The 13764-nt window shown below is 71.7% G+C and carries 10 protein-coding genes; 6 read left to right on the forward strand and 4 right to left on the reverse strand.

Annotated elements, in window-relative coordinates; translation table 11 throughout:
• Positions 1 to 18: 18 nt before the first annotated feature.
• The 3 genes from ACVJ1F_RS02750 to ACVJ1F_RS02760 all read left to right on the forward strand — a co-directional run bounded on the left by ACVJ1F_RS02750 (position 19) and on the right by ACVJ1F_RS02760 (position 2592).
• On the forward strand, positions 19 to 861 hold the full coding sequence (locus ACVJ1F_RS02750; protein WP_456884510.1) for an amino acid ABC transporter permease: 843 nt from the start codon (positions 19 to 21) through the stop codon (positions 859 to 861).
• Positions 858 to 1697, forward strand: coding sequence for an amino acid ABC transporter ATP-binding protein (locus ACVJ1F_RS02755; RefSeq protein ID WP_456884512.1), 840 nt, complete (start codon positions 858 to 860; stop codon positions 1695 to 1697). The genes ACVJ1F_RS02750 and ACVJ1F_RS02755 overlap by 4 nt, the downstream gene beginning before the upstream one ends.
• Before the next feature lie 202 nt (positions 1698 to 1899).
• Complete coding sequence (locus ACVJ1F_RS02760) at positions 1900 to 2592, forward strand: YceI family protein (RefSeq protein WP_267658663.1); 693 nt, start codon at positions 1900 to 1902, stop codon at positions 2590 to 2592.
• Positions 2593 to 2837: 245 nt separating this feature from the next.
• Here the strand turns inward: ACVJ1F_RS02760 and ACVJ1F_RS02765 are convergent, their stop codons facing one another.
• Positions 2838 to 3671, reverse strand: coding sequence for an ADP-dependent NAD(P)H-hydrate dehydratase (locus ACVJ1F_RS02765; protein ID WP_456884514.1), 834 nt, complete (start codon positions 3669 to 3671; stop codon positions 2838 to 2840).
• Positions 3672 to 3734: 63 nt separating this feature from the next.
• On the opposite strand from ACVJ1F_RS02765, the gene ACVJ1F_RS02770 reads away from it, so the two are divergent.
• Both ACVJ1F_RS02770 and ACVJ1F_RS02775 read left to right on the forward strand, forming a co-directional pair.
• Entirely contained in the window at positions 3735 to 4370 is a 636-nt protein-coding gene (locus tag ACVJ1F_RS02770) for an HAD family hydrolase (RefSeq protein ID WP_456884516.1), read from the forward strand.
• The gene (locus ACVJ1F_RS02775) at positions 4367 to 5512 is read left to right on the forward strand and encodes an NADH:flavin oxidoreductase/NADH oxidase (RefSeq protein ID WP_456884518.1); all 1146 of its coding nucleotides are present in this window, start codon (positions 4367 to 4369) and stop codon (positions 5510 to 5512) included. Before ACVJ1F_RS02770 ends, ACVJ1F_RS02775 begins: the two co-directional genes overlap by 4 nt.
• Positions 5513 to 5637: 125 nt before the next feature.
• On the opposite strand, the gene ACVJ1F_RS02780 is transcribed toward ACVJ1F_RS02775, so the two are convergent.
• From ACVJ1F_RS02780 to guaB1, 3 genes are all read right to left on the reverse strand, one after another.
• Positions 5638 to 6678 (reverse strand): hemolysin family protein, encoded by a 1041-nt coding sequence (locus ACVJ1F_RS02780; protein WP_056046041.1) that lies wholly within the window; start codon positions 6676 to 6678, stop codon positions 5638 to 5640.
• Complete coding sequence (locus ACVJ1F_RS02785) at positions 6675 to 8126, reverse strand: hemolysin family protein (protein ID WP_456884520.1); 1452 nt, start codon at positions 8124 to 8126, stop codon at positions 6675 to 6677. Before ACVJ1F_RS02785 ends, ACVJ1F_RS02780 begins: the two co-directional genes overlap by 4 nt.
• Before the next feature lie 157 nt (positions 8127 to 8283).
• Positions 8284 to 9720: a GMP reductase gene (gene guaB1 / locus ACVJ1F_RS02790; RefSeq protein ID WP_456884522.1), complete on the reverse strand. Its 1437-nt coding sequence runs from the start codon at positions 9718 to 9720 to the stop codon at positions 8284 to 8286.
• Positions 9721 to 9842: 122 nt separating this feature from the next.
• Between guaB1 and ACVJ1F_RS02795 the strand changes: the two genes are divergently transcribed.
• The gene (locus ACVJ1F_RS02795) at positions 9843 to 13616 is read left to right on the forward strand and encodes a multifunctional oxoglutarate decarboxylase/oxoglutarate dehydrogenase thiamine pyrophosphate-binding subunit/dihydrolipoyllysine-residue succinyltransferase subunit (RefSeq protein ID WP_456884524.1); all 3774 of its coding nucleotides are present in this window, start codon (positions 9843 to 9845) and stop codon (positions 13614 to 13616) included.
• Positions 13617 to 13764 lie beyond the last annotated feature (148 nt).

Consider the following 13764-nt stretch of genomic DNA (forward strand, 5'->3'; position numbering starts at 1 on the left):
ACGGTCGCGGCCGGCCCGGTGGCCGCCAGCGACCTCGAACTCGACCGGCGCGCGTTCCGTCGACGACAGTCGACCCGCTCCGTGGTGATCGCCGCCGTCAGCACGGTCGCCTTCGCCGCCCTCGCGTGGTGGGCGGTCACCAGCACGCCCGGCTGGTCCCGAGTGCAGTTCAGCTTCCTCGACGGGGCCACCTTCGCGTCGGCCTGGCCCCGCGTGATCGAGGGCCTCTGGCTGAACGTGCGGGTCCTGCTGGTCGCCGCCGTCGGCGTGGCCGTCGTCAGCACCGTCCTGTCGGCACTGCGCACCCTGCGGGGTCCGGTCTTCTTCCCCGTCCGGGCGCTGGTGCGGGGCTACACCGACCTGTTCCGCGGCATGCCGCTGATCATCGTGCTCTACCTCGTCGGTTTCGGCGTGCCGGGCCTCGGGCTCGGCATCCCGCGTCTGCCCGCCGAGTTCTGGGGCACGATCGCGCTGGTCCTCACCTACTCGGCCTACGTGTCCGAGGTCATCCGCGCCGGCATCGACGCCGTCCACCCGTCGCAGCGCCTCGCGGCCCGGTCGCTCGGCCTCAGCCACGCCAAGACCCTCCGCCTCGTCGTGTTCCCGCAGGCACTGCGCAAGGTCACGCCCGCCCTCATGAACGACTTCGTCTCGATGCAGAAAGACGTCGGTCTCATCTCGGTGCTCGGGGCGGTCGACGCCGTCCGCGCCGCCCAGATCGAGACCGCGACGGCGGCGAACTTCACGCCCTACGTGCTCGCCGGGCTGTTGTTCGTGCTGCTGGCCCTGCCGACCATCTGGCTGACCGACTGGCTGTCGGCGCGCCTCCGTCGTCGCGAACAGGCGGGCAGCGTCGTATGAGCCTCTCCACCCCCGACCCCACCCCAGGAGGCGCGGTGCCCGTCACCCCCGCAGCCCCCGGCCCCGGCCCCGGCCCCGGCCCCGGCCCCGGCCCCGGCCCCGAGACGGTGTTGCGCCTCGAAGGGGTCCGCAAGTCCTTCGGCGACACGGTCGTGCTCGACGGCATCGACCTGGACGTCGCGCGGGACGAGGTCGTGGCGCTGATCGGCGCCAGCGGCTCGGGCAAGTCGACGCTGCTCCGCACCGTGAACCTGCTCGAGCAGATCGACGACGGCCGCATCGTGCTCGGCGACGACGACATCACCGACCCCCGGGTGCGCGTCGACGCCGTCCGGGCCCGCATCGGCGTGGTCTTCCAGCACTTCAACCTCTTCCCGCACCTGACCGTGCTCGACAACGTCGCCCTGGCCAGTCGCCACGTGCTGCGCCAGCCCAAGGCCGCGGCGAACGAGCGCGCCCTCGAGGTCCTCACGCGCGTGGGTCTCGGCGACAAGGCCGGCGCCTACCCCGACCGACTCTCGGGCGGACAGCAGCAGCGGGTCGCCATCGCCCGGGCCCTCGCCCCGCGACCCGCCGTGCTGCTGCTCGACGAGATCACGAGCGCCCTCGACCCCGAGCTGGTGGGCGAGGTGCTCGACCTCGTGCGCACGCTGAAGGAGGTCGGCACGACGATCCTCATGGCGACGCACGAGATGGCCTTCGCCCGCGACGTCGCCGACCGGGTCGTCTTCCTCGACCGAGGCCGGATCGCCGAGCAGGGTCCGCCCGCGCAGCTCTTCACGGCCCCCCGCGAGGTGCGCACCCAGGAGTTCCTCACGCGGTTCACCGCTCACTGACCGGGATCGACCGGCACCGGCCCCGGCACCGGCCCCGGGCCAGGGCCGGCCCTGGACCCGGGCCCGATCCGACTCGGCCGGCTCCGGGCGCCCACCGTCTTCACCTGTGCCTCCCAGGTTCTTGCGAAGGAGACACGTCACCATCGGTTCAGCCCCGTGGACTCGCCGCGCGTCACGCCGACCCCTCCGAAGGACGAAGACCATGAAGAAGAAGACCAAGATCGGGCTCGGCGTCGCCGCAGCCGTCGTCGTCGTCCTGGGGGCCACCGCGGCCTTCGCCGGGCCGGCCTTCTACCGCGACGTGATCGTCGGCGAACCCGAGGCCGCGCCCACCGCCTCCCTCACCCCCGGGTCGAGCACGCTCGACCCCAGCCAGCTCGCAGGCGACTGGAGCATCGGTGACGGCAGCACGGCCGGCTACCGCGTCGACGAGGTGCTGAACGGCACCGACGTCACCGTCGTCGGCAAGACCGACCAGGTCTCCGGCACGATCACCGTCGACGGGACGACCATCTCGGCCGCCACCATCGACGTCGACGTCGCCTCGATCGCGACCGACAGCGGCAACCGCGACGACTACTTCCGGGGCACCGCCATGCAGGTGAACCAGTACCCCACGGCCACGTTCACGCTGACCCAGCCGATCGAGGCGGCCGTCCCCTCCGACGGTGACGTGGCCAAGGTCGACGCGACCGGGGAGCTGACCATGCACGGCGTCACGAAGACCGTCACGGTGCCCCTGCAGGCGGCCCTGTCGGGCGACGGCGTCCAGGTGAGCGGGTCGATCCCGGTGACCTTCTCGGACTACGGCGTCGACGCGCCGAGCCTCGGCTTCGTCAAGGTCGAAGACCAGGGAACGGTCGAGTTCCTCGTGGCGGCGACCCCCGCCTCCTGAGTCCCGGGCGCTCGCGCGTCGAGCGCCGCACCACGACCTGAGCGTGGGGGCCGCCCCCGCGGGGGGGGGGGGGGCCAACCCGGGGGGGGGGGGGGGGGGGGCGGCGCCCCCCCCCCGCCCCCCCCCCCCCCCCGGGGGGGGGCGGGGGGGCGGGGGGGGGGCGCCCCCCCCCCCCCGGGGGGGCCCCCCCGCCGTGGGGGGGGGCCCCGACGCTCAACTCGTGGTGCCGTGCGCCTGGGCCCGGCTCAGCCCCGGCGCAACAGCTCCGCGATCGTGGCGGGCAGGGCGTCGATCAGACCGAGCACGGTGAACGGTCCGCCGGCACCCGCCCGGGACGCCGCCAGGCCGTGGAGCACCGCAGCGGTCGCGGCCGACCGGGCCAGCACCTCCTCGTCCGCGGCGATCTCGTCCGCGTGCGTCGCGACCAGGGCGCCCAGGATTCCCCCGAGCGCGTCGCCCGCGCCGGCGGTGGCCAACCACGTCGGCGCGCTGGCCGCGACGAGGCGCGTGCCGCCGGGCGAGGCGACGTACGTGTGGTGCCCCTTGACGAGCACCGTGCAGCCCCACTCCCCCGCCGCACGCTCGGCGGCACCGGCCGGGTCGGCGGCGACGTCGGCGACCTCGCGGCCCGAGGCCTTCGCCAGCTCGCGGAAGTGCGGCGTCAGCACCACCGGCCCGGTCGCCTGCTCGCGCAGCGACAGCGCTCCGGCGTCGAGCACGAGCGGCAGCCCCGAGGAGGCGCCGGTCGCGAAGCCGTCGCGCGTCTCGTCGTCGAGGTGGTCCGGGTCCACGCCCGAGCCGAGCAACCACGCCTGCACGCGACCCGGGCTCGTCACGGCCTCGGGCCGACGGTGCAGCACGAAGTCGGAGGCGCGGGCGGGGCCCAGGTACCGCAGCATGCCGACGCCGGTGTGCAACGCGGCCTCGACGCCGAGCACGGCGGCGCCCGGGTAGGCGCTCGAGCCGGTCACGACGCCGAGCACGCCTCGGCTGTACTTGTCGTCGTCGACGGCCGGCACGGCGATCTGGTCGGCGGCGTCGGAGGGGGTCCAGTCGGTGAAGCGGGTGTCGGAGGTCACGCCCCGACGGTAGTCGGCCGCGCCCCGCCCGGCCCCGACCTGCGCCGCCGATACGGTGGGTCGATGAGCATCTCACTCCCCGGCCGCACCGTCGTCTTCGACTACGGCGAGGTGATCGCGCGGTTCCCCGACGACGCGTCGCGCCGCCGCCTCGAAGAGCTCGCGGGCGTCGACCCGGACGTGCTCTGGCCCAGCTACGGTCGCCACCGTCACGCCCTCGACCGCGGCACGCTCAGCGCCGGGGCGTACTGGCGGGCCATCGCGGCCGACACCGGCGCCGACTGGCCCCGCACCCGCGTGCACGAGCTCTGGGCCGCCGACTTCCCGTCGTGGTTCGTTCCCGAGCCCGGCACGCTCGAGGTGATCGCCGACCTGGCCGACGGCGGCACGCGACTGGCGATCCTCTCGAACGCCGGTCTCGACTTCGCGTCGCCGTTCCGGCACTCGCCCCTCGGCGAGCTGTTCGAGCAGGTCTTCGTCAGCGCCGAACTCGACGACCTCAAGCCGTCGGCCACGATCTTCGAGCACGTCCTCGCCGAACTCGGAACAACGGCCGCCGACACGGTGTTCATCGACAACAGGTCCGACAACGTCGAGGCCGCCCAGGCGCTCGGGATCATCGGGCACCTGTTCAAGGGGCCCGAGCCTCTCCGACGCTTCGTCGAGGGGCTCGCGGCCCTCCCCACCGAAAGGCGATGACCACACTCGTGACGAACGCAGCACAGACGGCACCCGCCCCCACGACCCCCTCCGACTCCCCCGTCGGTCTCTTCGACCCCATCACCCTGCGCGGCCAGACCTTCCGCAACCGCCTCTGGGTCGCGCCGATGTGCCAGTACTCGGCCGAGCTCGAGGACGGCGTCCCCACCGACTGGCATCTCGTCCACCTGGGCTCGCTCGCTCGAGGAGGCGCGGGTGCGGTCATCGCCGAGGCCACGTCGGTCACGCCCGAGGGTCGCATCTCGCCGCAGGACCTCGGTCTCTGGAACGACGACCAGGTCGAGGCGTTCCGCCCGATCACGGCCTTCATCCGCTCGCAGGGTTCCGTGCCCGGCGTTCAGCTCGCGCACGCCGGCCGCAAGGCCTCGACCTTCCGCCCGTGGAGCGAGACGCAGGGCACCGTCCCCGCCGAGCAGGGCGGCTGGACCACCGTCGCCCCGTCGGCCGTCGCCTTCGAGGGCTACGACGAGCCCGTCGCGTTGACCACCGAGGCGGTGAGCGGCCTCGTCGAGGCGTTCCGCGTCGCCGCGCGCCGCTCGATCGACGCCGGCTTCGAACTGATCGAACTGCACGCCGCCCACGGCTACCTGCTGCACCAGTTCCTCTCGCCGCTGAGCAACTCGCGCGACGACCAGTACGGCGGGTCGCTCGAGAACCGTGCGCGCTTCCTGCTCGAGGTCGTCGCGGCCGTCCGGGCCGAGGTCGGCGACGAGTACCCGTTGCTCGTCCGTTTCTCGGCCACCGACTGGGCCGACGGCGGCTGGAACGAGGACGACACCGCCACCGTCGCGGCCTGGGCGCACGAGGCCGGCGCCGACCTGTTCGACATCTCGACCGGCGGCCTCGTCGCCGGCGTGAGCATCCCCGTGGGCCTCGGCTACCAGGTGCGCTTCGCCGAGCACGTCCGGACGCAGGGGCGCGTCGAGACCGGGGCCGTCGGCCTCATCGTCGGTGCCGAGCAGGCGAACGAGGTCGTGGCCAGTGGCCAGGCCGACGTCGTGCTGATGGCGCGCGAGTTCCTGCGCGACCCGCACTTCCCGCTCCGCGCCGCGGCCGAGCTCGGGATCGAGCTCGACTACACGCCGCCGCAGTACCAGCGGGCGCCCTTCCGCGCGCACTGAACCGGGCGCGGCCGGCCGAGCACGGCTGACCGCCCGGGGGCCGTGACGGTCCCGGACGACGCGACCCGCGCCTCCTCACCCCTCGGGGTCAGGAGGCGCGGGTCGCGTCGTCTGCGCGGGCTCGCTCAGCGACGCCGGGTCGCGTCCTGGACCTCGCCGATCAGCTCTTCGAGGATGTCCTCGAGGAACAGCACGCCGCGCGTGGCACCGGTCTCGTCGAAGGAGCGGGCGACGTGGACGCCGCTGCGGCGCATGGTCGCCAGGGCGTCCTCGAGCTCGGTCCCCTGGAAGATCGAGATCAGCTGACGGATGCGCTTCGGCGGCACCGGGTCGGCGAACTCGTCCTCGTCGAGGTCGATGACGTCCTTGAGGTGCAGGTACCCCGTGGGGTCGCCGCCGTCGTCGACCAGCACGTACCGCGAGAAGCCGCGTTGGGCGACCGCCCGCTCGACGTCGTGCGGCGTGGCGTCCTCGGGCAGGGTGACGAGCTCGGCCATCGGGACGGCCGTCTGCGCAACGGTCTTCTCGGTGAACTCGAACGCCGCGCGCACCGTGCCGGTCGCGTCGGTGATCATGCCCTCGCGCTGCGACTGGGCGACGATCGTCGCGACCTCGTCGACCGTGTAGGCGCTGGTCGCCTCGTCCTTCGGCTCGACCTTGAAGGCCCGCAGCACCGCGTTGGCCGAGTGGTTGAGGGCCAGCACGACCACGTGCAGGACGCGCGCGATCGCCACGAGCGGCGGGGCCAGCAGGAGGGCGGCACGGTCCGGGAGCGAGAACGAGATGTTCTTCGGCACCATCTCGCCGAACACGACGTGCAGGAACGACACGAGCACGAGCGTGATGACGAAGCCGACGACGCTGACCAGCTCGGGGCTGAGCCCGGTCCAGGCGAGCGGCCCCTCGAGCAGGTGGTGGATCGACGGCTCGGACACGTTGAGGATCAGCAGCGAGCAGATGGTGATGCCGAGCTGCGTCGTCGCGAGCATCATCGTCGCGTGTTCCATGGCCCACAGCGTGGTCTTCGCCGCGCGACTTCCGGCCTCGGCCTTGGGCTCGATCTGCGAACGACGAGCCGAGATGACGGCGAACTCGGCGGCCACGAAGAACGCGTTGCCGGCCAGCAACACGACGAGCCAGACGATGCCCCACCAGTCGCTGCTCATCGGGTCACCTCTTTCGTGCGGACCGCGCGACGGTCGTCCTCGACGCCCGTGCGCACCTTCTCGGGGAGCACCTTCGGGTCGCGTCGGCCCGACCGGTCGCGCTCGTCGCGCCCGTCGCGGCGGCCCGGCTCGGTCGCCGTGGCCTCGACCACGTCGTCGGGCGTGGGCGTGAAGCGGATGCGATCGATGCGCCGGCCGTCGAGCCGTTCGACGCGGAACGCGCCGTCGTCGGTCTCGACCACGTCGCCGACCTTGGGAAGGCGGCCCAGCTCGCTCATCAGCCAGCCGCCGACGGTCTCGTAGGGGCCGTCCTCCGGCACCTTGACCGAGGCGCGCTCGAGCAACTCGTCGGGTCGCAGCAGCCCGGGGAAGGTCAGCCAGTTGCGGGACCGGACGACGTCGACCCGGCTGCGGTCGTGTTCGTCGCTGACCTCGCCGACCAGCTCCTCGATGAGGTCCTCGAGGGTGACGACCCCGGCGGTCCCGCCGTACTCGTCGACGACGACGGCCATCTGGTAGCCGCGACCCCGCACCTCGCCCAGCAGGTTGTCGAGGGTCATCGTCTCGGGGACGCGGACGGCATCGGTCAGCAACGCGGACACGGGTACGTCGGCCCGCTTCTCGCGCGGCACCGAGACGGCTTGCTTGACGTGGACCAGGCCCACGACGTCGTCGATGCCGTCGTCGGTCACCGGGAACCGCGAGTAGCCGGTGCGTCGCGCCAGTTCGAGGACGGTCTCGGCGGAGTCGCCGCGCGCGACGGTCGAGAGCCGGGGCCGCGGGGTCATGACGTCGGACGCGGTGTGGTCGCTGAACACGAGCGTGCGGGCGAGCAGGGTCGCCGTGTCGCGGTCGAGGCTGCCCTCGGTCGCTGAGCGGCGCACGAGCGACGACAGCTCTTCAGCCGTCCGGGCACCCGACAGCTCTTCTTTCGGTTCGATGCCCATGGCGCGCAGCACGGCGTTGGCCGTGTTGTTCAGCAGGGCGACCGCCGGCTTGAACACCGTGGTGAACAAGACCTGGAACGGCATGACCAGCTTGGCCGTCTTCAGCGGCAGGGCCAGCGCGAAGTTCTTGGGCACGAGCTCGCCGATGATCATCGACAGCAGGGTCGCGACGACGATCGAGACGATCGGGGCACCGACCGCGACGACCCCCTCGGGCACCCCGACCGCGGTGAGCGGCGGCGACAGGAGGCGCGAGATCGCGGGCTCCATCGTGTAGCCGGTCAGCAGGGTCGTCAGTGTGATGCCGAGCTGGGCGCTCGACAGGTGCGTCGACGTGATGCGCAGCGCCCCGATGGTCGGGGCGAGCCCCTTCTCACCTCGGGACTGACGGGCCTCGAGGTCGGACCGGTCGAGGTTCACCAGCGAGAACTCGCTGGCGACGAAGAGTCCGGTGCCCACGGTGAGCAGCAGGCCGAAGGCGAGCAGTATCCACTCGTTCACCGGGTTCCGTCACCCCGCTCGGAGGACGTGGCGCCCGAGGTCAGGAGGCGCGGCGTGCGATGGTGCGTGGGTGCGGTCGTCTGAGACGGAGGGTCATCCATAGACGGGAGATCTTACGGCACGTGCACGCTTTCCGTCGCGCGACCTCGGCCCCGTCTCACCAGCTGACGGGGAGCGCCTTGCCCTCTTCGTAGCCGGCCGCCGACTGGACGCCGACGAGCGCTCGCTCGGCGAACTCGGGGACCGACCTCGCGCCGGCGTAGGTGAACGAGCTGCGGACGCCCGAGGTGATCATGTCGAGGAGGTCCTCCACTCCGGGACGCAGCGGGTCGAGGTAGATCTTCGACGACGAGATGCCCTCGGCGAAGAGCGTCTTGCGGGCCAGTTCGTAGGGGTCGAGGCGCTCGAAGCGACCGCGCACGGCCTTGGTCGAGGCCATGCCCCAGCTCTCTTTGTAGAGGCCGCGCTCGTCGCTCGCCAGCTCGCCCGGCGCTTCGATGGTGCCGGCGAACCACGAGCCGATCATCACCGACGACGCACCCGCCGCGAGGGCGAGCGCGACGTCGCGGGGGTAGCGCACCCCGCCGTCGGCCCAGACGTGCGCGCCGAGGGCACGGGCGGTGGCGGCCGTCTCGAGCACGGCCGAGAACTGGGGACGGCCGACGGCCGTCATCATGCGGGTGGTGCACATGGCGCCCGGCCCGACGCCGACCTTGACGATCGAGGCGCCGGCCGCGACGAGGTGGCGGACGGCCTCCTCGGTGACCACGTTGCCGGCGACGATCGGCAGGCCCAGGCCGAGGGCCGAGACCGCCTTGACGGCCCGGATCATGCCGTCCTGGTCGCCGTGGGCCGTGTCGATCACGAGCACGTCGACGCCCGCGGCGGCGAGTGCCCTCGCCTTGCCGGCGACGTCGCCGTTGATGCCGACCGCCGCGGCGACGCGCAGCCGACCGTCGGCGTCGACCGCGGGCTGGTAGATCGTCGACCGCAGCGCGCTCTTGCGGCTCACCGTGCCGACGACCCGACCGTGCCGCAGCACGGGCGCGAAGTGGATGTCGGCCGCGACCATGCGGTCGAAGGCGTCGCGGGGGCTGTCGACGTCGTCCGCGTCGAGCGAGGTCAGGGCGCCGTGCAGCAGGTCGCCGAGCACCGCGTCCCGCGGGGCCGTCGCCAGGCGCGAGGTGGCGATGCAGCCGAGGTACGCCCCCGTGCCGTCGTGCAGGACGATGCCGTGGCCCTCGACGGCCGGGACGACGGAGAGCGCCTGCTCGACGGTCTGCCCCGCGTCGAGCGAGTAGGGCGTGTCGTAGTCGACGGGCTGGTCCTTGACCCAACGGATCGCGGCGTCGAGGTCTTGCAGGTGCATGTCCTGCGGCAACACGCCGAGGCCGCCCCGACGCGCCAGCGTCGCCGCCAGGCGCGGGCCCGTGACCGAGTTCATGTTGGCCGACACGATCGGGATCGTGGCACCGGTGCCGTCGCCCGGGGAGAGGAACACGTCGAGCCTGCTGGTGATCGACGACCGGCTCGGGACGAGGAACACGTCGGAGTAGGTCAGATCGTGCGTGGGGGTCGTCTCGTAGAACCGCATGGGTCCACGGTAATCCCTGTGAGTCGTCCCGCCGAGGACCGGCCGTTTGCGCTTAAGGTGGAGGAGGTGGGCGTCGCAGCCCACGCACTGATCAACAATCAACGGAGAGTGGGCGATCGGCTGTGTCAAGCCACGTGACCGGTACAACTGACGACGGCGCTGCAGCCGAGTTCGGGGCCAACGAGTGGCTCGTCGACGAGCTCTACGAGCAGTGGGTGGTCGACAAGAACTCGGTCGACGAGTCGTGGTGGCCGATCCTCGAGGCCTACACGCCGCCCGAGGGCGGATCAGCCCCCACGTCGCCCGCCGTACCGTCCGTCGAGACCGCACCCGCGCCTCCTGCGTCGTCCGCTGCCGCTCCGGCTGCTGAGGCGACCGCACCCGCCGCCGCTGCGACCGCCGGCCAAAAGGCCGCCGCGCGCACCACCTCGGTCGAGCCGGCGGCGAAGCCGATCCCGGCCCAGGTGCCCGACAAGGCCAAGGCGAAGCCCGCCTCGGCGGGCGAGCAGCCCACGCCCGAGGCCGAGAACGTGGTCTCACCGCTGCGCGGCATGGCCAAGTCCCTCGCCACGAACATGGACGCCAGCCTCACCGTGCCCACCGCGACGAGCGTCCGCACGATCCCGGCGAAGCTGATGATCGACAACCGCATCGTCATCAACAACCACCTCAAGCGCGCCCGCGGCGGCAAGGTGTCGTTCACCCACCTGATCGGTTGGGCCCTGGTCCAGGCCCTCAAAGAGTTCCCCAGCCAGAACGTCTTCTACGACGAGGTCGACGGCAAGCCGTCGGTCGTCACCCCCGCGCACGTCAACCTCGGCCTCGCGATCGACATCCCGAAGCCCGACGGCACCCGTGCCCTGCTCGTTCCCGGCATCAAGAAGGCCGAAGAGATGCACTTCGGCGAGTTCCTGACCGCCTACGAGGACATCGTCAAGCGCGCCCGCGACAACAAGCTCGCCGCGGCCGACTTCCAGGGCAACACGATCTCGCTGACCAATCCCGGCGGCATCGGCACCGTGCACAGCGTGCCCCGCCTGATGAAGGGCGCGGGCGCCATCATCGGTGCCGGTGCACTCGACTACCCGGCCGAGTTCCAGGGGTCGGCCTCGAAGACGCTCGTCGAGCTGGGCATCGGCAAGACCATCACGCTCACCAGCACCTACGACCACCGGGTCATCCAGGGCGCGGGCTCGGGCGAGTTCCTCAAGAAGGTGCACGAGCTGCTGATCGGTCAGCGCGGCTTCTACGAGGACATCTTCGCGGCGCTGCGCATCCCCTACGAGCCGATCCACTGGAACGCCGACATCAACGTCAACCTGGCCGAGCGCGTCAGCAAGACGGCCCGCGTCCAAGAGCTGATCAACAGCTACCGCGTGCGCGGCCACCTGATGGCCGACATCGACCCGCTCGAGTACCGCCAGCGCACGCACCCCGACCTCGCGATCGAGAGCCACGGGCTCACCTTCTGGGACCTCGACCGCGAGTTCGTCACCGGTGGCCTGGGCGGCCGTACCCACGCCCTCTTGCGCGACATCCTCGGCATCCTGCGCGACTCGTACTGCCGCACCATCGGCGTCGAGTACATGCACATCCAGGATCCCGCGCAGCGCAAGTGGATCCAGGACCACCTCGAGGTGCCCTACACGAAGCCCTCGCACGACGAGCAGATGCGCATCCTCGCGAAGCTCAACGAGGCCGAGGCCTTCGAGACCTTCCTGCAGACGAAGTACGTCGGCCAGAAGCGCTTCAGCCTCGAGGGCGGCGAGTCCACCATCTCGCTGCTCGACACGGTCATGCAGCACGCCGCCCGCGAAGGCCTCGACGAGGTCGCCATCGGCATGGCCCACCGCGGCCGCCTCAACGTCCTGACGAACATCGCCGGCAAGACCTACGGTCAGATCTTCCGCGAGTTCGAGGGCACGCAAGACCCCAAGACCGTGCAGGGCTCGGGCGACGTCAAGTACCACCTCGGCACCGAGGGCGAGTTCACGAGTGCCGTCGGCGAGACCATCCCCGTGTACCTGGCCGCGAACCCGTCGCACCTCGAGGCCGGCGACGGCGTGCTCGAGGGCATCGTGCGCGCCAAGCAGGACCGCGGCACGCCAGGAGCCTTCAGCACGTTGCCGATCCTGATCCACGGTGACGCGGCCATGGCCGGCCAGGGCGTCGTGGTCGAGACGCTGCAGATGTCGCAGCTGCGCGGCTACCGCGTCGGCGGCACCATCCACATCGTCATCAACAACCAGGTGGGCTTCACCACCCCGCCGTCCGAGTCGCGCACGTCGGTCTACTCGACCGACGTCGCCAAGACGATCCAGGCTCCGATCTTCCACGTGAACGGCGACGACCCCGAGGCCGTGGCCCGCGTCGCCGAGCTCGCGTTCTCGTACCGTCAGCAGTTCAAGCGCGACATCGTCATCGACCTCGTGTGCTACCGCCGACGCGGTCACAACGAGGGAGACGACCCCTCGATGACCCAGCCGCTGATGTACAACCTCATCGAGCAGAAGCGCTCGGTGCGCACCCTCTACACCGAGGCCCTCGTCGGCCGGGGCGACATCACGCAAGACGAGTACGACGGGGCGCACCGGGACTTCCAGGAGCGCCTCGAGCGCGCCTTCGCCGAGACGCACGCCGCGCAGACCGGGTCGATCCCCGTCGTGACGAACGACGACGGCGACGTCGCCGACCTCGAGCGTCCCGTGGCCCAGCAGGACGACGCCCGGGGCGAACCCGAGACCACGGGGGTGTCGCTCGAGCTCGTCCACGACATCGGTGACGCCCACGACAACCCGCCGGCCGGGTTCTCGGTCCACCCCAAGCTGCAGCAGCTGCTCAAGAAGCGCGTCGACATGAGCCGCAACGGCGGCATCGACTGGGCCTTCGCCGAGCTGCTGGCCTTCGGCTCGCTGCTCACCGAGGGCACCCCCGTGCGCCTCGCGGGCCAGGACAGCCGACGCGGCACCTTCGTGCAGCGGCACTCGGTGCTGCACGACCGTGAGAACGGCCAGGAGTGGCTGCCGCTGCAGAACGTCGCCGACAACCAGGCGAAGCTCTGGATCTACGACTCGCTGCTCAGCGAGTACGCGGCCATGGCGTTCGAGTACGGCTACTCGGTCGAGCGGGCCGACGCGCTCGTGCTGTGGGAGGCGCAGTTCGGCGACTTCAGCAACGGCGCCCAGACGGTCATCGACGAGTTCATCTCGTCGGCCGAGCAGAAGTGGGGTCAGCGCTCGAGCGTCGTCCTGCTGCTGCCGCACGGCTACGAGGGCCAGGGCCCCGACCACTCGTCCGCCCGCATGGAACGCTTCCTGCAGCTCTGCGCCGAGGACAACATGACGATCGCGCGGCCGTCGACACCCGCGTCGTACTTCCACCTGTTGCGTCGTCAGGCCTACGCCCGCCCGCGTCGTCCGCTCGTGGTCTTCACCCCGAAGGCCATGCTGCGGTTGCGTGGAGCGACCAGCGGGGTCGACGCCTTCACCTCGGGTCGCTTCGAGCCGGTGCTCGACTGCACGCGGGTCTCCGAGCCCGAGTCGACCAAGCGCGTCGTGCTGCACAGCGGCAAGATCCACTACGACCTGTCGACCGAGCTCGACAAGCGAGGCGTCCAGAACGACGTCGCGCTCGTCCGCCTCGAGCAGCTCTACCCGCTGCCCCTCGACGAGATCCGCCGCGTGCTCGACCGCTACCCGTCCGCCGAGCTCGTCTGGGCACAAGAAGAGCCCGAGAACCAGGGCGCCTGGCCGTTCGTCGTGCTCGAGCTGCAGAAGCACCTCGATCGACAGATCCGCGTGGCGTCGCGTCCCGCGTCGGCCTCGCCGGCCGCCGGCTCGAACAAGGCGAGCGCTGCGCAGCAGGCGACCCTGATCGCCGAGGCACTCGACCTGTAGACGGCTGTCCGACCGACCGTGGCCGCGCCCCCGTCAGGGGGCGCGGCCCCCGGCGGCGCGCGGGGGGGGCACACACGGGAAACCGGCCCCCCCGGGGCGGCCCCCGGGGGTACGACGGCCAGTGTGCAGACGTGGCGCCGCGGGTCGC

The sequence above is a fragment of the Frigoribacterium sp. 2355 genome, assembly GCF_054060695.1.

What these genes read in the sequence shown, in the direction of transcription:
- ACVJ1F_RS02775 (WP_456884518.1), top strand. Translation starts at nt 4,367, where the DNA reads ATGACCACACTCGTGACGAACGCAGCACAGACGGCACCCGCCCCCACG.
- guaB1 (WP_456884522.1), bottom strand. Translation starts at nt 9,720, where the DNA reads ATGCGGTTCTACGAGACGACCCCCACGCACGATCTGACCTACTCCGAC.
- ACVJ1F_RS02770 (WP_456884516.1), top strand. Translation starts at nt 3,735, where the DNA reads ATGAGCATCTCACTCCCCGGCCGCACCGTCGTCTTCGACTACGGCGAG.
- ACVJ1F_RS02755 (WP_456884512.1), top strand. Translation starts at nt 858, where the DNA reads ATGAGCCTCTCCACCCCCGACCCCACCCCAGGAGGCGCGGTGCCCGTC.
- ACVJ1F_RS02760 (WP_267658663.1), top strand. Translation starts at nt 1,900, where the DNA reads ATGAAGAAGAAGACCAAGATCGGGCTCGGCGTCGCCGCAGCCGTCGTC.
- ACVJ1F_RS02780 (WP_056046041.1), bottom strand. Translation starts at nt 6,678, where the DNA reads ATGAGCAGCGACTGGTGGGGCATCGTCTGGCTCGTCGTGTTGCTGGCC.